Source organism: Legionella fallonii LLAP-10 (genome assembly GCF_000953135.1).
GTDB lineage: Bacteria > Pseudomonadota > Gammaproteobacteria > Legionellales > Legionellaceae > Legionella > Legionella fallonii.
Window position 1 is genome coordinate 1391552 of the sequence record NZ_LN614827.1, and the last position, 19955, is coordinate 1411506.

A 19955-nucleotide genomic window follows, 5' to 3' on the forward strand; every position below is an offset into this window, starting at 1 on the left:
AGTATTATTTCATTCATGAGCACTTTGGCAATAGGTTTCTTTGATTCTTGGCAATATAAGTAACGCAATAAGCATACCAATAGGAAGAATCGACAAGGCCGTATGGTAGGCTGACAAAGGATACATCCTGACTGACCCAGCCATTTCGCCTGTCCACATTTTATCAAGAATATAACCAATTAGAGGCTGTGCTAATGCAATACCAACCATATTCATCATGTTCATAAAACTTAATCCAGTAGCAACATACTTTCTGTTGCATAACTCTTTAGCTACAGTAAAGGCTGGTAAAAAGCCAGCAGAAAAAACTCCAAAGATAAATAGAAGAAATTCCATGTAAAAAGAGGAGGTTATTGGTGCAAAGATAAAGAGAGTGGAGCAAATTAAAGCCCCTACGCAGCCTATATACATAGGGGGTTTACGCAAACCAATTCGATTAGAAAAAATTCCCCATAATGGACTAGCAATAGCCCAACCTATAAATACTAGAGAGACATAATTAGCTGCTGTGGATTTGGCAATCTGCATTTTATTCATTAAGAAAGGAACCCCCCAAAGCCCACAAAAGACGGGGGTTGCCATATACATTAGGCCTCCATATAAGGCCACCAACCATAATTGTTTATTTTTTATTAATGTCATCAGACTCGGAAGTAAATGCTCTTCTTCAATGGAGTGATGGTGAATATTCGGATTGTAATTTTTGGGTGTGTCTCTTGCAATCAATATAATTAAAGCAGCTAAAACAATACCGAGACATCCCATAATGGTCATACTGTGACGCCAACCAAATTCATCAATAAGCATGGCTAATGGTGCTTCACCTCCAATGGCCCCCATCATTCCTATAGTAACCATTAGACCAGTTAATAAGGCAAAACGTTGTGGTGGAAACCAATTGGCTGCGAGTTTCATCGTTCCAACCGCTGCAAAAGCAGAGCCAAAACCTATCATCAGCCTTGCCGTACATGCCATGAAAAAACTATTAGTAAGACCAAAGGCTATAGTGCTCACAGCACAAACCAATGTTGCTACGGTAAGTAGTCTATGCGGTCCAAAATAATCCATCATTACGCCGCCTGGTAATTGCATTGCTGCATAGGAATAAAAATAGATTCCTGATAAAATACCTAATGTTTGGCTAGTCACCGCGAAATCTTTCATTAGCTCATTGCTCATTACGCTGGGGGATACCTGTAAGAGACATTCATAAAAATAAAATAAGCAGCCTAAGCCCCATACCATCCAGGGTAAAAATGATTTTATGCCTGATTTTTCTATAGATTCAGCCTGCATATTATAATGAGCCATTATTATAAATTCTCCTTGAACAATAATGCTTTTTTTTAGTCACAAAGTCGTTTTATACGTTAGCATACAAAGATAGAAATTTCACTAGATAAAATAGAACACTGTTCGTCCATTTAGTGTGTTTTTAGAATCACTAGAACTGTTTAAAAACTTGTTACCAGCGAAAGAGGATTATAGAAGGGGAGTAACCCATGTATTAGACGACACAAATAGCTACTAGCAACAAGAGCCGCGGGAAGTTTATTGATCATTGGGATCATCTGCTGAATCAACGACCACTCTAGTTCCCCTCATCCCGCCGCCGGGAACATCAACAAACTCTTCATTAAGCCAACGTGCGTCTTCAATAAACATCCTAACACAGCCGTGACTTGCCCTATAGCCAGGAACTTCATAGCTACCATGTAGTGCATATCCTCTGAAAAAATGCATACAGTATGGCATTAGTGCACCGCCACTTTCACCATTAGATCTTCGTGGGAATACTGTAGAAACACAATCAATATCTTGTTTTCTTATAACGCGAAATGAGCCTGTTGGTGTACCGCAACCGCCAGTAACATTACATTTCCCTATCCCCGATGAAATTGGCCCCCACCAGAGTAGTTCACCATCTTCATCATAGGCTCCCCATGCTAATTTTTTTTGACTGACGTAAATTGTTTTTTCACCGCTTGATTCTATATATCGAGGAAAAGGAGAGACATCGTAAATGGTGATGCGGTCAATGTTTTTAGGCACGGCTATAGTCATTCCTTGGCGCAAACTGATATTCATGCGGTTAACCCGTTTGACAATGTCCCGTTCTTCAACATTAGGAAAAAGACTATCCCAGGACTCGCCTTGTTTAATTTTCATGCAAAAATAATCTGTTGTATCACATAATGTTTCACCAAATCTTTTATAAGCAAAGCTTAAAGAGTTTGCTAACATGAAATACAACAAAATAATTATTGATATCATAAATTTTTTCATAATGATTTCAATTGAGGTTCGTTGTATCTTAATTAGCGGCAAGTTAAAAAATAACTTTACACTTATAATGCAACGCTATTGTAATTAGTCATATCAAGCTACCCCGAGAGAAATTTCGTAAGGGCTCCTGTCGTGTCAATTTAAGAGATGTTGCCTGGGTGAAGGTACAGCCGTAACCCAGGGGCATAACCTGATGCGATCCTTGATCTTGGATTACGCTTTGCTCCATCCAAGTTACAATTTTCTCTTAAGTTGACACTATTAAGTGTTCATGTAATGGCGATAGCTTAATCAGTAGGTCAGGTCTAAGTAACCTGTCTAGCTTTGATGCTACATCAAAGCTAGATGTGATTTGGCATTTTAATATCTTTCTACTATTTTGAGTTTGTCTCTGTTTGGCCTTGTGTCGAACCGATAGATTGCCAGGCTTGATGAACTTGAGCTAATAATAAATTAGACTCAGCTAATAGGTTTTCGTCATTTTTTAAGTTGGCTTTTAGCAGTAGGGTCTGAATGTAGTCATATAACTTCAATAAATTCGATGCAATTTCTCCACCGTCTTCGTGATTGAGGCTTGATTTTAATCCCTCAATAATGCTCAATGCTTTACCTATATGCTCCCCTTTTTCTTTTATTTGTTTGCGTTGAATGTTACCTTGGGCTGTAGCGATATGGGTTCTTGCTCCTTGTAGCAGTAAGTCAATCAGTTCATGAGGTGACGCCGTGTCAACGCGAGTTTGTAATTCTATTGATTTATATTGATTTAGAACATTTTTGTATGGATTTTTCATAAAATTAATCTCTTATTATTTTACTTTTAACTTTGGTAAGGTGTCCATTAGTTGGGTAAGAGCACTACTCACTGATTGTAAGTCACTAATCAACAGATCTAGTGCTTGGAACTGACGCAAATATCTTTTTTCAACTTGTTCTTTACGCATATCAATTTTTTCTTGCGTTTTGGTTAATTTATCTACCTCTTTATCTAATGATGTATTTCTTTGCGTTAAATCTCCTTTTTTACTATCCATATATGAATCTATTAACTGATCCAATAAAACAGCTATCCCATCAGTAACAATGATATTTCCTCGAAGACCAGATGAGCCACCCGCTACATCTAAGGTTAAAGATGCAAGTACATCACTACCGTGTAACGTCTGACCATCACCTGACGTTGCGGCATAGGGACCTATAGTTCCTGACATGCTCACCCCAGGGGCAAACTCTGTTAGATCAATAGCATAGGTTCCTGCTGGTACTTTATTACCTACGGCTTGGACACTAATCGCACTATCAGTTGCAGTAGCCGTTTTAGCAAATAATGCTCCAATTTCATTGTAATTTTTTGATAAGGCTTGCTTAAACATGTCTTGGTTGATTTCAAGCAGCCCCTGTTTATTTGTTTTAATTCCCAGATCAGCCAGTGATTGAATGGACTTATTACCATTATTTAACGGAGCGGTAGCCCACCGAGTTAAATTGAGTTTTAATTTTCTAAATTGCGGATCGCCTTGGAATACGCCCCTTTGTTCCGTTTCACGGTTATATCCCGTTAAATTAGTTAAAAAAGTAATCGTGTCATTATATTTTTTGACAAACTCGTTAATCAGGTTAGTTAATTGATCCTGATTATCGTCAATAGTCATGGAAATCGTACTGCCTTCCGTAGCTCCCGTTAAATTAAGGGTTACCCCATTAATAACATTTTCTAGCTGATTGCTATTTTGACTTATGGTTAATCCATTAAGAAGGATTGTACTATTTTGAGCAGCCATAGTTTGAGTTAAAGAGTTAACCCCAGTTGTTGGGTCATAATTTAATGCGGTTATATCTCCGCTAATTTGCATGGAATAGGCTTCGCCGGTTTCCTTGGAGCTTAAAGTTAATCTTGCTCCCTGACTGTCATCTACTACGGTGGCTATAACGCCTGAGTTTGAGTTATTAATAGCATCACAAACAGCACTAAGACTATTATTATCTTCTGAGATATTAATTGTAAGTGATGTGGCATCTTGATTGGGAGTAAATGTACTGTTATCTGAACTGTAAGTGCCGAAATTGATGGTCATCGTTCCATAAGAACCAATGCTCATAGCATCGTTAGCAAAATATCCGGTTGCCAGTGTTTGCTGTTGTGCTAGATTTTGGACTGCAATTTGATAAGTTCCTTTTATTGCATCATTAGTAAGCGTTGCAGTGAGATATCCTTGTTCACTTAATGTAAATTTTTTTGTATAGAATTTATCGATGTCGGATAAGGTATGTAGGGTTTCTTGTAGGCTAGATAATGAACTTTTTAGCTGTCCCACCGCGGATAGCTCTGTATTAACGCTTTCTAGTTTCTTGTCATGTTTTGATTGAGCTGGTGTAATGTCGGCTTTTACTAAAGCCTCAACAATAGCTTTAACATCAAGACCTGAGCCAATGCCTGGAGATGATAAACCCATAGTGTCCCTTATCTATGTGACTAAGACTTATGAGATTTGTTTGAGAGTCATTCTTCATAAGCCTGAATTTTGTTAACGGCGGTATTGTTATATTAAAAAAATAGTTTATTTCATTAAACGTGCTTATCTATAGAACCATTAATAATATTATCTAGCAAGCTTAGTAAACGTAAATATTCATCAGACGGCATTTTCCGAATTACTTTATCGGACAGTTTATCAGTAACAATGGTTTGAAGTAATCCCGTGGCGTTATCCAAAGTATGCTTGGTTTCTGCATCGGCATAATTATCAGGCAGATTGCTTCTATCTCTATTCTCAATAGTCTCATTAGCCAATTTCAATGAATCAGCTGGAATCATGGTATTAACAGATTGTAGAGGTTTTATATCCATTCTTACTCCTTTTATATCCTACAATATAATAGGATATAAATGAAACACAGTGCAGTAGTTGCTGCACTGTGTTTGTTACTTACTAATGACCTAGTAAGGAAAGAACAGATTGTGGCAAGCTGTTTGCTTGAGCCAGCATCGCTGTTCCTGCCTGTTGTAGGATTTGGTTTTTAGTTAAATTTGCTGTTTCAGCAGCATAATCAGCGTCTTGAATTTGACTTCGAGCAGCGGATAAGTTGTCTGATACGTTTTGTAGGTTAGATATAGTAAAATCGAGGCGGTTTTCTATAGCACCGATTGCAGCTCGACTTGAGTCAACACTGTCAATTGCTGAGTCAATTCGTTGGATAGCGGTTTGTGCTCCAGCGGCTGTACTCACATCAATTGAATTGATACCAAGCGAGTCTTTAGCAATGAATGAACTGAGACCATCATTAGCCACAGTCCCACCTATAGCTATAGATTCTGTAGCACTTAGTGTTAGTTGGCCGCGGAGTGGGGTTGTGGCTGGGTCAAAGGCACCTCCTGTTATAGAAATACCATCTGTACCAGATACAAAGTTAGTCCCACTTTCAGAAACACTGATGTTTCGTCCATCAGCCGCCGTTAATGTGATACTGCCTCCATCGAGAGAAGCGACAACACCAGTTTGAGTAGAAACTGTGTTAATAGCATCTCTTAATGCAACATTACTAAGACCATTGGTAACTGACTGGCCATTGAATACTTCAACTCCATTAAGCGTTAAATTATAAGTATCTGTTGCGCCACCATGACCAATAGTTCCAACAGCTTGAGTACCTTCTGTAGACGCGGTAACAGATAGCCCGGTAATTCCAGCCTCATTGATGGCCGCGGCTTTAGCATAAGCGGAAGTTGCATCTTGTCCATTGGCTGCACCAGCATAACTAGCTGAACTGTCAATTGACACTGTTGCACCGTTTCCTACTGCGATAGTAAGGTCTGTTGTTGCGAGGGCACTTACCTGAGTACCTGTTTGAGACGCGATTCCACCGATAGCAGAGGATTGAACGTTGCCAATACTAAAGGTAATTGTTTGGTTGGCGTTAGCTCCTACTTGGAAACTAGCATTAGTGAAAGAGCCATCTAGAATTCTTTGATCGTTAAATTGTGTATCAAAAGCAACTCGATCTAGTTCATTTTGTAGCTGGCCAATTTCATCTTGGATAGATTGTCTATCGCTTGAGTTATTTGTGGCATTTGCTGATTGCACTGCAAGTTCACGCATACGTTGCAGGATGTTGGTCGTTTCTTGCATCGCTCCTTCAGCAACTTGGGCGAGAGAAATACCATCATTAGCATTTCTAACCGCTTGGTTCATACCTCGAATTTGTGCCGTCATTCGTTCTGAAATAGACAAACCCGCAGCATCATCTTGAGCACTATTAATTCTTAAGCCAGATGATAAACGCTGTATCGAGGTTTGCATCGCGCTCGCTGATCCATTTAAGTTACGCTGTGCAATAAGCGAAGTAACGTTTGTATTTATTACTTGTGACATGATTTTAGTCTCCTCAGACCTGAATCCCTGGTTTGGGACATTAAGCTAGGTAAATTCTTTTTGAATGAATTTACCCTACCCAATGAAGTTATCGGAAAAGTGGAAAAAAACTTTAGGGCTTTAAGCGTTTTTTTTGAAAAAAAGATAAAAATTGATTAGTAGAATCATTGTGTTATATAAAAGTGCAGTATGGATTAAAATGCCGCGATTATGCTGGTTTATGCATTTAATTGGCCTATTTTTAGCTAAGTGTGCATTTGATTGTCATTCTTTGTTGTACTTTAAACTACAGTGAAATGCTTTAAATAAATTACTCTGGTTTATCTATAGAATAGAGATATTATGAATATATTTATTTCGGTGTATACTATAAACCGATTTTACATATAGGTTCTAATTTATGAGCTGGTTTAAAAAACTATTACCATCAAGAATAAGGACAGAAACCTCACAGAAAAAAGGCGTGCCTGAGGGGTTGTGGGTTAAGTGTTTAGGGTGTAATGAGGTTCTTTATAGCACTGAATTAACAAAAAATTTAATGGTTTGTCCATCATGCAATTTTCATCATCGCATATCTGCTCGTGTCAGAATAGCTCAATTTCTTGATGAAGGTGGTCAAGAAGAAATCGCAGCAAATTTAGAGCCTCAAGATAGATTAAAATTTAGAGATTCGAAAAAATATAAAGACAGAATATCACAAGCACAGAAAGCGACTGGAGAAAAAGAAGCTTTAATTGTGGTTAAGGGAACTTTGTCTCAACAACCGATTATTGCCGGTGCATTTGAATTCAATTTCATGGGTGGTTCCATGGGAGCTACTGTAGGCGAAAAGTTTGTACGTGCGGTCAATGTGGCTGTAGCAGAAAATCGGCCCTACGTTTGTTTTACTGCTAGTGGCGGTGCCCGGATGCAAGAGGGATTGTTTTCTTTGATGCAAATGGCCAAAACCTCCGCAGCTCTTGCTAAGTTTGCTGAAACAGGCCTTCCTTTTATTGTTGTCTTAACCGATCCTACTATGGGAGGCGTTTCCGCTAGTTTTGCTAGTCTTGGTGATGTCATTATCGCTGAACCCAATGCATTGATTGGTTTCGCTGGTCCACGAGTAATTGAGCAAACAGTACGCCAGACCTTACCTGAAGGATTTCAGCGTAGTGAGTTTTTATTAGAGCACGGTCATATTGATATGATAGTTGAACGTAAATTTCTTCGTTCTACAATCTCTGAGTTAATATCTAAGTTAACCCATCAGGGTACGGAGAGTTTTTTTGCAAAAAGCATGGACTAAATGGAGCCTAAATCAATGGCTAACCGATCTAGAACATCGACATGCTCAGGAAGTCCAATTGGGGCTAGAGCGAATATTCGAAGTTGCGAAAAAAATCAATGTTCACGTCCCTGAATGTAAAGTAATTACCGTTGCAGGCACTAATGGTAAAGGATCAACCGTTAGTGCTTTAGAAATGATTTATCATACTGCGGGATACAAAGTAGGTACTTATACCTCTCCTCATTTAATCCATTTTAATGAGCGCATTCGTGTCAATCTAAATCCCATTTCCGATGAGGATTTATGTCAAGCCTTTTCTTTTATTGAAGAGGCTCGAGAGCAAACTCCTCTTACTTATTTTGAAATGACTACTCTTGCTGCATTGTTGTATTTTAAACAGCAAAATTTAGACATCATTATTCTTGAGGTGGGGTTAGGAGGGCGTTTGGATGCAACTAATATCATTAATGCAGATTTATCAATTATCACTACTATAGACTTTGATCATCAGCATTTTTTAGGTGATACGCTTGAGGCTATTGGCAAAGAAAAAGCAGGGATCTTACGCCAAGGTAAGCCATTTATTTATGCAGATAATAATCCACCACTCAGTATTATTAATAGGGCACGCGCGTTAGCTGCTCCAAGCTATTTTTTTGGATCAGATTTTTCTGTTCGGGAGCACGGCGATGAGTGGGAGTTTTGCAGCGGGTCAAGAAATATAAAGAAATTGCCTAAACCACGAATACAATTAAAATCTGCGTCAGCAGCGATAATGGCCTCTATCTTATTACAACAAGATCTTCCATTAGCTGAAGAACATTTTTACGTCGCTTTAGATAGAGTGTGTCTTCCGGGTAGATTACAATATCAACAAGATATCATCAGCATTTTATATGATGTCGCCCATAATGCGCAATCAGCGAGATTACTGGCTGAGGCTATCAAAAAAATAGAGGGAGGAGGTCGTGTACACGCTGTTTTTTCTGCTTTAAAAGATAAGGATATTTTAGGTCTAATTGTTCCATTAAGGGATTGTGTCGATCTATGGTACCCAGCTGAATTGGATAATAAACGCGCTTCTAGTGCTGAGCTATTACTTGCTCGATTTGTAGATGCAGAAATATTTGTGGACATCTGTTATACTAATCCTTTTATTGCTTTTCAAGCCGCTTTAGATCATGCTGTGGCTGGAGACTTAATTGTGGTTTATGGGTCATTTTTTACGGTAGGTCATGTATTGACTGCCCAACATAACATCTTGGAGCAAAAGGGGATTTTATGAAACTGGAAATGGATGAGAAACTGAAACACCGCTTAATTGGATTAGCTGTTATTATTTCTTTGGGGGCAATTTTTGCACCTGCAATGATGAAAAAATCGAGTCAGAGTCTTGACCATAATATGAGTGTCAATATCAAGTTGCCGCAAAAGCCTATCGCTCCTGATGTGGTATTAAGTGATGAAAAAGAAATGTTTAAAACAATTAAAGTAGCTAAGGTTGAAATTCAACCCGTGCCTGAAGGACGGCAGCTAACTGAAATGGTAAAAGCAGAACCTGTTCGCTCTGCGACTTTTAAAGACAAGCAAGCTGAGGAAATAGCTAAAGCTGTTGAATCGGAAATTAAGGCTGAGCCTGTTCATCTTGCTTTAAATGAAGCGGCCAATCATACTGCAAAAAAAATAATTAAAACTGCAAGAGTTCAATCTATTGCACAATCTATGCCTGCTAAACAGCCTATAAAAGTTGCTACGATCGTTAGACCGTCTTCTAAGCAGCCTACAAAGATATCTCGTCCTGTAGTTAATAAGCAAATAGCTAGAGTCAATAAAAAGACAGTAACCAAAAAAGATATATATGCAGTTCAATTAGCCTCTTTTTCTCAATTAGCTAATGCCCAAGCTTTAATTAATAAATTACGTGTAAAAGGGTATAAAGCAAATTTTGTTAAAATTCCTACTGGACAAGGCAACGCTGTTTATAAGGTATATGTAGGGCACTCACCACGTAAAACAGATGTTTTGAGACTAAAAACTCAATTAGCTAGCGCAATGCAATTAAACGGTTTTGTCGTAAATACTGGAGTTAGTTAATTATGCAATTGCAATGGATTGATATAGCGATTATTGCTGTTATTGGTTTGTCTGTATTAACTGGTTTATTTAGAGGCTTCGTAAAAGAGCTTGTAGCCTTGTGTGTGTGGGTATTGGCTATATGGTTAGCTTTTAATTACAGTCAGAGTTTGGATCCGTGGTTATCCTCTTATATTAAAGAAGCGTCCGCTCGTACTGCAGTAGGATTTATTATCATTCTATTTGCTACGTTGCTTGTTGGTGGCGTAGTTAATGCTTTATTGAGTTTTATTTTAAAACGTGCCGGTTTAAGTGGTACAGATAAAACTTTAGGTATGCTTTTTGGTTTTATTCGCGGGGTTTTTATTATTGCTCTTATTATGTTAGCAGTTCGAATGACCTCCTTGCCTTATCAACAATATTCCAAAGATTCGATGCTATATGCACGTTTTGATCCGGTCGTTGACTTGCTTTATGCTCATCTACCTGAGTTTATAAAGCAAATGAAGGCAGTGGATAAAACTGAAAATGTTATTGATACAATCCCTGTTGTTTAATGTATTGATAAACTTCTTTAGGGAGCATGGTTTCTGCTTGTTTATTTGTACTGAGTGCTCTGCGAATATCAGTAGATGATATTTCATAATTTCCGGCGTCAAACAAATGAATGGCGCCTGCTTTCTGTGTCTGAAGGGCGTCTTTAATTTTAGTTTCATGCTTTATTAATAATTCTCTTATAGGTTTCGCTACAGGGATGGTGGCAAATAGTTTTCTATTGATAATTAACAGATTTGCTAATTGAATTATTTTTTCCCATTGATGCCATTGAGTTAATGATAAAAAAGCATCAAATCCTAAAATCAAAGTGATTGAGGCATCTTTATTTTCTGCTCTAAAACTCGATAGAGTTTCCACCATATAAGAAGGTGAGTCGCGCTTAATTTCTCGTAAATCCAGTTTAAATTGAGGGTAAGGTTGAATTGCCAATTGAAGCATCTCAATTCTTTGTTGATTATTAGCAAGGGTGGGTGGCTTTAGTGTTGGAGTTTTACAAGGAAGAAAAAAATAGGAATCAAAACTAAAATGAGACTGGATCGATAGGCTGGTCTGTATGTGTCCATAATGCACAGGATCAAATGTTCCTCCAAAAATAGCTATAGTATGCATACTTCACCTAAACATAGAGATAGTGACAATTTCTCCAAAGAGTTCCAGACTTGGGTATTTAAATTGGATTTAATTTGTTCGTCTATAAGCTTACACTGCTGCAATAATTGCTCTAAAAAAGAAGATGTTAATCGTTTAATTGACGACTGATAAAAGGCCATGCGTTGAGGCCATATCTTTAATTGGCTGCAAGCAGTTTTAAAATCAATATTTTGCTGTACGTGAAAAAGTAATTGCAATAGTAATCTTACTTCTTGAGTTAATACCCATAAAACCAAGATCGCCTCTGTTTTATCCTCAGCAGCTTGTCTTAAGATATGAATTGCTTTATTACTGTGGCCTAATAAACAGGCATCTGTTAATTCAAAAAGAGTATAAACACATTGATCGGATAAGTGCTCTAATGCATCGTGTGCGTTAATTTGACTGTTTGCTGCATGAGTTAACGTAATTTTTTCTATAACTTGGGCACAAGCTAACATATTACCTTGAGTATAATTATAAATTAAATCAGGTACTTGATGATCAAATTTTAGGGCGTTTTTTTTGAATTGATTTTTAATCCAACTTTTCATTGCATCCGTTTGTAACGGATAAGCAACAACAACCACGGCATTCTCGTGATTACATAACCATTGTATTTGCTTTATTGGAATATTTGGTGCGCGGATAATTGCAAAGCAATGCGAATTCATGGCGCGTAGGTATTCCGTTATGACTTTCTTGCCAGTAGCATCAATTGTTTTCTTATCATAAAATATATTTAGCAAAGATGCCTCTGAGAATAGAGAGTAGTTGCTGGCTTCTTCCGTAATATTTGTCCACTCCTCGGAAGATTGAAGAGAAAAAATTTTTTCATCACATTCATAAGTTTTTTTTATGCTTGATTTTATTATCGTTAAGCTTTCTTCCAGAAGATAATATTCTTGGCCAATTAAGACATAAAGTGGGGCAATTTTTTTTTGTAATTGCTGTACCAGCATTGACTGCTTAATTTGCATGGTTATTTTCGACTTAGGCGATTAATTATTTGAAGTACCGCTTCTTTTTTCATTTCATTAACTAAAATAGTCTCCTCGTCATTGGAGCCAAGAATGCGATCACTATTGACAGTAAGTTGACGACTTACTGAAATATACTGTGGGGGTTTTATTACTTGTCCCCTTGATGTTTGTAGTGTAAATACTAGAGTCAAAATAAGTTGATATTGTCGTGGATTGGTACTTGCACCAATACTAACTACTTGCTGATGGACATTAACATTGCTAATAATGAGCCAGTATTTAGCAAAAGCAGGATCGGGGTTAACTCTTATTTTATAACCTTCTAATTGAGATTTTAATATGGAAATTAGTTCTTTATTTCCATCCTTTGAAATAATCGATACATTATTTAGCCATTCTGGAACATCGATAAGGCCGCGTAAATGAAAACCGCAAGCTGATAAGAGTAAAGCTAAAACGAGTGGAACAGAGCTCTTTCCGAATACGCTGCAGCGAAGCGCTGTTGCACTGCAGCTGAGTTTGGAAAAAAACTTAATAAACATTCTTAAGCAATGACCAAATTAATTAATTGTCTATGAGCAACAACTATAGCTTTTTTTAATGTCTTTTCTGCGAGATACTCATGAACATGTTGTTTGGCTGTTTCAATCAACACTTCTTCTGTTGCATCAACACTTGCTGTGAACTGAGCTCTTAATTTGCCATTAACCTGCACCACATAATTGACTTCATCTGTTTTGAGAGCACCTTTATCAACTCTGGGCCAAGGAGCGTCAATAATCGCTTTTTCAAAACCTAGATTTTGCCACAAAGAATGGCATATATGTGGAGTAATAGGGGCTAATAATCTCAATAAAATACTCATACAAGAATGTATAAAGAATTTATCATCTTCTGTTTCAATGGAGTAGCTTGTCATCTCATTAAACAGTTTCATGCATCCAGAAACCACTGTATTGAACTGATTTCTATCATAATCATTGGTTGCCTGGGCAAGAATTTGATGAACAACGTGTCGTGATTTTTTTAGTCTGCTTTCTGTGTTTTGCCAATTAATGTGCCCGTTGCCGCTCAAAATAATGTCATTGATATCAACAAGCATATTGATATGTTGGTGGGCAAATGCCCATATACGTTTGAGGAAACGGTGCGCACCCTCTACGGCGGCATCAGACCATTCTAATGATTGCTCGGGAGGTGCGGCAAACATGACAAATAAACGAGCTGTGTCTGCCCCATAAGTGCTAATTAAATGATTGGGATCAACCACATTGCCAAGTGACTTAGACATTTTATGCCCATCTTTTAACACCATTCCTTGGGTCAGTAGAGCTTTAAATGGTTCGTCAGAATTGAGTAATCCTTCATCTCTCATTAATTTATGGAAAAAACGCGCATAAAGTAAATGCATTACAGCATGTTCTATTCCACCTATGTATTGGTCAACAGGGGTCCAATATTTTGCTCTATCATCGAGCATCGCATTTTCTTGCCCTTTACAGGAAAAACGAGCGTAATACCAAGAAGACTCAATAAAAGTATCAAAAGTATCTGTTTCTCTTGTTGCATCTTGCCCGCACTTGGGGCAAGAGACATTAATAAATTCTTTACATTGCGCCAGTGGTGAACCAGATCCTGTAAATTGTACATTTTCAGGTAGAACTACAGGTAATTCATCTTCTGGAACAGGAACAACTCCACATTGTTCACATAGAATCATAGGGATAGGTGCTCCCCAATAACGTTGCCGTGACACTCCCCAATCACGGATGCGATAATTTATCGTCGCTTTGCCTGCTTCATGTTCTTCAAGATATTGAGTAATAGCTTGAGTTGCCTGTGATGAATGCAAATTATTAAATTGTTCGGAGTTAATTAACAAACCTTCGTCAGTATAAGCAGATTGTGTAAAATCGTGATTTTGATCATGCTCTGGTTTAATTACTTCTATCATCGGAAGATTGTACTTCTGGGCAAACTCCCAATCTCTTTGATCGTGTGCCGGCACTGACATCACTGCACCAGAACCGTAGTGCATGAGTACAAAATTAGCAGTCCATATAGGCAACTCTTTACCCGTTATAGGATGGATAGCTGTCATTCCCGTTGCTATACCACGTTTTTCCATTGTAGCGAGTTCTGCCTCGGCCATTTTTGTTCCCTGACAACTGTCAATGAATGCTTTAACTTCAGGGTTATTTGCTGCTGCTTCTTTAGCTATCGGATGATCGGTAGCTATCGCTATATAGGTAGCTCCCATTAAAGTATCTGGTCGTGTAGTATAAACTTTTAGACGTTTAGGATAATTATTTACAGTAAAACTGATCTCGGTACCAATTGATTTACCAATCCAGTTACGCTGCATTTGTTTGACTTGTGCTGGCCACTCATCAAGAGAGTCTAATGAAGTGAGTAATTCATCAGCATAGGCGGTTATCTTAATAAACCATTGAGAAATTTCTTTGCGCTCAACTAGTGCTCCAGAACGCCATCCTCTGCCGTCAACGACTTGTTCATTTGCAAGAACAGTTTGATCTACCGGATCCCAATTAACGACCGCATTTTTTTTGTAAACTAGTCCTTTTTCAAATAAGCGTATAAAAAACCACTGTTCCCAACGATAATATTCAGGATCACATGTTGTGATTTCTCTTTTCCAGTCGTAAGCATTACCTAGACGTAAAAATTGCTCTTTCATTGCAGCTATGTTTTTTTTAGTCCACTCGGCTGGTGGTATGCCATTTTTAATCGCTGCGTTCTCAGCTGGTAAGCCAAAAGCATCCCAACCAATGGGTTGCAGAACATTTTTACCTAATGCACGTTGATAGCGAGAGATAACATCGCCAAGGGTATAGTTGCGCACGTGCCCCATATGCAGAGTACCACTAGGGTAGGGGAACATAGACAAACAATAAAATTTTTCTTTGTTTAAATCTTCAGTAACATTAAATGATTGTTTCTTATGCCAATATTGCTGGGCTTGTTCTTCAATTTCTTCAGGTTTATAGATATTATCCATAGTCCAATTAATCAAGTGACGGTGAAGCGCTAGAATACTCCCTCTTGTCCTCGCCAGCAATAGAATAATTCTTTGGAAATCGTCTAAACTGCAAAAATAGAATAAAAATAACCAACAATGAGCAAAAAATTATCGAAGGATAGTCATAGCAAACTATCCACGGTGTTGTCCCTTCTGCAGGAAAGATAGTGCTCTCTAATATGCCAGAGCTAAAAGGAGGTAAACCATTAACTATATCGCCATCACTATTGATAACAGAAGATAGGCCATCGTTATTTACAACAATCTGAAATCTTCCCGTCATTAAAGAGAGCATCTGCGCCATTTGTAATTGTTGATAGCTGGCTAAGGAGCGTCCGAACCAACCATTATCGCTAATTGACACTATCCATTCGGCTATAGGCATTTGTAATCTTAATAAATTAGGGTAAGCAATTTCATAACAAATTAGACTGGCAATAGGGTAATTGGCTACGTTAATTAACTTTTGTTTAGTTTTTCCAGGCAGGATATTGGGCTCAGGTAAGTTTAACCATCGATTGATTGAGACGAATGGGGCTGGTATATATTCTCCAAACGGGACTAATTGGTGCTTTAGATGTTTTCCTTTAGCATGTCCCAGACTAATAATAGAATTATAGTAATTCGTCTCGCTATTGTTGGTAGGCTGTAATATTCCTAGCATTAGGGCACTTTTAGCTTTTAGTGCTTTTTGATGTAGCTTCAGGAGATATTCGTCTAGATAATTAGATGGTAGAGGAATAGCTGATTCAGGCAAAATGATTAATTGTTTTCCTAATAATTTATCAATGGCGTGGCCATAATATTTTAATAAACTCCAGAATAATGCATCATCCCATTTATCACGCATGGATAAGTTAGCTTGAATAACACCAATACTAATAGGTTCATTCTTTACCTTCGTCCATTGAATGTTTTTGCCAAGGGACGGAGTAATAATAATGAGGATAAACAAGATAAGATAATAGTAGCGTTTCGCCGAGTTTTCGCGAATGGCAATAGTTAGTAGAGCAGCAGAAAATGCGCAAAATACACTTAAGCCATATATCCCTATAAGTGGTGCAAGGTAACGTAGGGGGGTATCTATTTGAGTTGTACCAATTAATAGCCAGGGAAAACCACTAAATAAGTTAGCCCTCATAAATTCACTAAGACACCATAGACTACTAAACAGAAGAATACTCAATAATTTATTATGTCTTGGTTCTAGCAATTTAAAAATATAAGTAACTAAAGCAGGAAATAGGGCTAAATAGAGTATAAAAAGAAGGGTTGCTAATGCAGATAAAACGTAATTGAGTTGACCATAGTCATGAATACTAACAATAACCCAAGAGACTCCTGATCCAAAATAACCTATCCCATAAATAAAACCTAGAATAGCTCCTTGCTTTGTTGGGCTATTTAATAACGATGAATACAGGAATGCCAAACTCAAAATGGTAATGCCGGGCATATGAAATGGGGCAAAACCAAGAGGGGCTAATAAGCCTACGATAAAAATGAAAAAATACAATACACACTTGGATCTAATGATCGCATCAAAGAGTACAGAGTTAGTCAAAGCAGCTTGCTTCATGGTGTGATCAATCGATTAAAGTGGTCAAAATAAATGAGTACAAGACTCGGACCAGGAATTATAGATGTTATTATGATATAAGGACAAGAGCATCGTTTCAAATATCACAGCAGCAAGCGCAATGTGCATAAAAAGTTCATGAAAAATAATACTATTTTTTTATGAGATAAATTTAAGAATATTATATCTTTTATGTGAGCTTGGTCTAATTATCTCTATCCAATGCTTAATATTTTGTGTACGATTATCACGTTTTACAACAGAGAGGGATTGATTGTATGTATAATGTAATGATTACTGGTGCTGGGAAGATAGGTAGTTTAATTGCTTGTTTATTAGCGGATAGTGGATCCTATCAGGTTCATCTGGCAGATGTTGAATTTAATGGATCGGATGTAAAAAGATTACTAGCGGCATTGCCTGAAATTAAGACAGTTGCGTTGGATGTCAAAGATCAGCAGGCGACGCAAGCTTACATGACAAAGCATAACATTATTGCAGTTATTTCTAGTTTACCTTATTTTTTAAATACTTATGTTGCTCAAGCTGCGAAAGCTGCGAAAGCACACTATTTTGATTTAACCGAAGATACCTCTGTTACTGAGGCTGTTAAAGCTATTGCCTTAAACGCAGATACGGCCTTTGTACCTCAATGTGGTTTAGCTCCTGGATTTATCAGTATTGCGGCTAATAGCTTAATGCAAGAGTTTGAGCAATGTTTTCATGCGAAACTACGAGTTGGCGCTTTACCACAACGCGCGAATAACGCACTTCAATACTCGTTAACCTGGTCTACTGATGGAGTGATTAACGAATATGGTAACCCTTGTTTTGGTATTGAATCTGGAAAATCGGTGATGATGGCTCCGCTTGAAGGGTTAGAGGCCATACAGATAGATGGTTGCGAATATGAAGCATTCAATACTTCAGGTGGACTTGGTAGTTTGGGTGAGTTGTATGCTGGTAAAGTCCAGACTATGAATTATAAAACTATGCGTTACCCCGGTCATTGTGAAAAAATGCGATTATTAATGAATGACTTACGCTTAAATGAAGACAGAGGTACCCTAAAGAGAATTCTTGAAAACGCTATCCCTAAAACTTATCAAGATATTGTCATTGTTTATGTTACCGTTGAAGGTATTAAGCGCGGTGAGTTAACTGAAAAAAGCTACGTGAAAAAAGTTTATCCTGAGGTCATTCGTGGTTTGGAGTGGTCAGCGATACAAGTGAGTACTGCGTCCGGTATTTGTGCCGTAGTGGATTTAGTATTAGGGCAAGAAAATGAGTATAAAGGATTGATTTTACAAGAAAGTTTCCAATTGTCTCGAGTATTAGAAAATCGTTTTGGCCAATACTACGCTTAGGGAGGTATTTCATGGAGTTATTAAAGAAACTTAGAATTGAACCTATCAATCCAGGAGCATTTAGTGCACACGGATGGCATAGTGAACATCATGGTTTGAATATAGTCTCTTTTAGTCCTGCAAATGGAGAAAAGCTAGCGGAAATTGCTGCTTGTTCCATGGACGATTATCAACGAGTTATGAGTCGGGCACAAAAAGCAGCAGAAGAGTGGAGAAAAGTGCCTGCTCCTAAACGGGGTGAAATCATAAGACAAATTGGTCAAGCACTGAGAGAGCATAAAGACAGTCTTGGTAGTCTTGTTTCACTGGAAATGGGGAAATCAAAGCAAGAGGGTGATGGTGAAGTACAGGAAATGATTGATATTGCTGATTTCGCTGTTGGCCAGTCGCGTATGCTATATGGTAATTCAATGCATTCAGAACGGCCAAATCATAGGATGTACGAGCAATGGCATCCTTATGGAATCGTCGGTGTTATCTCTGCTTTTAACTTTCCTGTAGCGGTATGGGCGTGGAATGCATTTTTAGCAGCTATATGTGGGAATGTTACTCTATGGAAACCTTCTGCAAAAACCCCTCTTTGTGCAGTGGCAGTGCAGCACATATGCAATCAAGTGTTAAAACAAAATAACTGCCCAGAGATCTTTAGTCTCATTATTCCTAGCTCTCACGATGTCGTTGATGCTTTAGTTAATGATCCACGTATCCCGCTTATTTCTTTTACAGGCTCTACTGCCGCAGGTAAACAAGTCGCAGTTAAAGTTGCTGCTAGGCTTGGAAAAACCATTTTAGAATTAGGTGGAAATAATGCGATTGTTCTTGATGAAAGTGCAGATCTTAATTTGGCTATCCCTGCAGTAGTATTCGGTGCCGTTGGTACAGCAGGTCAACGTTGTACTACAACCCGTCGATTGTTTGTTCACGAGTCTAAGTATCTTGATGTAGTTAAAAGATTGCAGCATGCCTATGAACAAATAACTATAGGGGATCCTCTAGACAGTCGAAATTTAATGGGGCCATTGATTGATCAAGATGCAGTAGAACAATTTAAAAAAGCCATCACCAGAATTAAAGAGTCTGGAGGTCAGATTGTTTTTGGTGGCGACGTACTAAAACAGCCTGGTTCATTTGTTCAACCAACACTAGTTACTGAGGTACAAAATCACTGGGAGATAGTCCAGGAAGAAACTTTTGCACCTATTCTCTATGTTATGTCCTATAAATCCTTAGATGATGCTATTGAGTTACAAAATAGTGTGCCTCAAGGTTTGTCTTCCGCATTGTTTACTCAAAGTTTAAAAAATGCAGAGCTTTTTTTAAGTGCGTGGGGAAGTGATTGTGGTATTGCCAATATTAATATTGGCACATCAGGAGCTGAAATTGGTGGGGCATTTGGTGGTGAAAAAGAGACCGGAGGTGGTCGTGAGTCGGGTTCGGATTCATGGAAAGCTTATATGCGGCGTCAAACGAATACAATCAATTGGGGAAATGAGCTGCCTTTAGCTCAGGGTATTCGTTTTTCACTATCTTAAATAAATGCTTTAGCGGCCAGGGACTTTGCCCTCGCCGTCAATCTAGTGTTTATAATTGTTGGGTCTTGACCCATAGCCGTCAAGCTACGGAATAAATGAGGCAAATTCCCCTTCTCCCTAGCCCTCCCCCACGATGGAGAGGGAATAAGAAGTAGAATAATATTCAGATGGAGCGACAAGTCTCCGCGCCCGCGCGAGGGGGAGGGAGAGGGCCTTAGAATGATATTTCACTCTTAGCTTGACGATTATGGATCCCGCCTGGCATGAATGATG

General features: G+C 38.2%; 17 protein-coding genes. 6 read left to right on the plus strand and 11 right to left on the minus strand.

Going from position 1 to position 19955, the window contains the following annotated elements; genetic code table 11:
- Nucleotides 1–9 precede the first annotated feature (9 nt).
- The 6 genes from LFA_RS05650 to LFA_RS05675 form a co-directional block, all read right to left on the minus strand.
- Complete coding sequence (locus tag LFA_RS05650; RefSeq protein ID WP_045095312.1) at nt 10–1311, minus strand: MFS transporter; 1302 nt, start codon at nt 1309–1311, stop codon at nt 10–12.
- 240 nt (nt 1312–1551) lie between these two features.
- Nucleotides 1552–2274, minus strand: coding sequence for a L,D-transpeptidase (locus tag LFA_RS05655; protein WP_407927634.1), 723 nt, complete (start codon nt 2272–2274; stop codon nt 1552–1554).
- Between the two features lie 386 nt (nt 2275–2660).
- A complete protein-coding gene (fliS, locus tag LFA_RS05660; protein ID WP_045095314.1) occupies nt 2661–3077 on the minus strand; it encodes a flagellar export chaperone FliS in 417 nt (138 codons plus the stop codon).
- 15 nt (nt 3078–3092) lie between these two features.
- Complete coding sequence (gene fliD, locus LFA_RS05665) at nt 3093–4736, minus strand: flagellar filament capping protein FliD (RefSeq protein ID WP_045095315.1); 1644 nt, start codon at nt 4734–4736, stop codon at nt 3093–3095.
- 113 nt (nt 4737–4849) lie between these two features.
- Nucleotides 4850–5131, minus strand: coding sequence for a hypothetical protein (locus LFA_RS05670; protein ID WP_045095316.1), 282 nt, complete (start codon nt 5129–5131; stop codon nt 4850–4852).
- An 82-nt stretch (nt 5132–5213) separates the two neighbouring features.
- Nucleotides 5214–6653 (minus strand): flagellin N-terminal helical domain-containing protein, encoded by a 1440-nt coding sequence (locus LFA_RS05675; RefSeq protein WP_045095317.1) that lies wholly within the window; start codon nt 6651–6653, stop codon nt 5214–5216.
- A gap of 400 nt (nt 6654–7053) precedes the next feature.
- Between LFA_RS05675 and accD the strand changes: the two genes are divergently transcribed.
- Genes accD through LFA_RS05695 form a run of 4 tightly spaced genes read left to right on the plus strand, consistent with a single transcriptional unit; the run spans nt 7054 to nt 10550 of the window.
- Nucleotides 7054–7938 (plus strand): acetyl-CoA carboxylase, carboxyltransferase subunit beta, encoded by an 885-nt coding sequence (accD, locus tag LFA_RS05680; RefSeq protein WP_045095318.1) that lies wholly within the window; start codon nt 7054–7056, stop codon nt 7936–7938.
- On the plus strand, nt 7919–9205 hold the full coding sequence (folC, locus tag LFA_RS05685) for a bifunctional tetrahydrofolate synthase/dihydrofolate synthase (RefSeq protein ID WP_045095319.1): 1287 nt from the start codon (nt 7919–7921) through the stop codon (nt 9203–9205). The genes accD and folC overlap by 20 nt, the downstream gene beginning before the upstream one ends.
- The gene (locus LFA_RS05690; protein ID WP_045095320.1) at nt 9202–10014 is read left to right on the plus strand and encodes an SPOR domain-containing protein; all 813 of its coding nucleotides are present in this window, start codon (nt 9202–9204) and stop codon (nt 10012–10014) included. Before folC ends, LFA_RS05690 begins: the two co-directional genes overlap by 4 nt.
- Before the next feature lie 2 nt (nt 10015–10016).
- Nucleotides 10017–10550, plus strand: coding sequence for a CvpA family protein (locus LFA_RS05695; protein ID WP_045095321.1), 534 nt, complete (start codon nt 10017–10019; stop codon nt 10548–10550).
- Here LFA_RS05695 and nadD read toward each other — a convergent pair.
- Genes nadD through lnt form a run of 5 tightly spaced genes read right to left on the minus strand, consistent with a single transcriptional unit; the run spans nt 10525 to nt 16783 of the window.
- A complete protein-coding gene (gene nadD / locus LFA_RS05700; RefSeq protein WP_045095322.1) occupies nt 10525–11160 on the minus strand; it encodes a nicotinate-nucleotide adenylyltransferase in 636 nt (211 codons plus the stop codon). The genes LFA_RS05695 and nadD overlap by 26 nt on opposite strands.
- Entirely contained in the window at nt 11148–12161 is a 1014-nt protein-coding gene (holA, locus tag LFA_RS05705; protein ID WP_045095323.1) for a DNA polymerase III subunit delta, read from the minus strand. The genes nadD and holA overlap by 13 nt, the downstream gene beginning before the upstream one ends.
- Before the next feature lie 2 nt (nt 12162–12163).
- Nucleotides 12164–12706, minus strand: coding sequence for an LPS-assembly lipoprotein LptE (locus LFA_RS05710; RefSeq protein WP_052673867.1), 543 nt, complete (start codon nt 12704–12706; stop codon nt 12164–12166).
- 2 nt (nt 12707–12708) lie between these two features.
- Nucleotides 12709–15183 carry a leucine--tRNA ligase gene (gene leuS, locus LFA_RS05715; protein ID WP_045097446.1) on the minus strand — a complete coding sequence of 825 codons (2475 nt, stop codon included), beginning with the start codon at nt 15181–15183 and terminating at the stop codon, nt 12709–12711.
- A 7-nt stretch (nt 15184–15190) separates the two neighbouring features.
- Nucleotides 15191–16783 (minus strand): apolipoprotein N-acyltransferase, encoded by a 1593-nt coding sequence (gene lnt / locus LFA_RS05720; RefSeq protein ID WP_045095324.1) that lies wholly within the window; start codon nt 16781–16783, stop codon nt 15191–15193.
- Nucleotides 16784–17061: 278 nt separating this feature from the next.
- On the opposite strand from lnt, the gene LFA_RS05725 reads away from it, so the two are divergent.
- The gene (locus LFA_RS05725) at nt 17062–18150 is read left to right on the plus strand and encodes a saccharopine dehydrogenase family protein (RefSeq protein ID WP_045095325.1); all 1089 of its coding nucleotides are present in this window, start codon (nt 17062–17064) and stop codon (nt 18148–18150) included.
- An 11-nt stretch (nt 18151–18161) separates the two neighbouring features.
- Nucleotides 18162–19682 (plus strand): L-piperidine-6-carboxylate dehydrogenase, encoded by a 1521-nt coding sequence (amaB, locus tag LFA_RS05730; RefSeq protein ID WP_045095326.1) that lies wholly within the window; start codon nt 18162–18164, stop codon nt 19680–19682.
- Nucleotides 19683–19955: the final 273 nt, after the last annotated feature.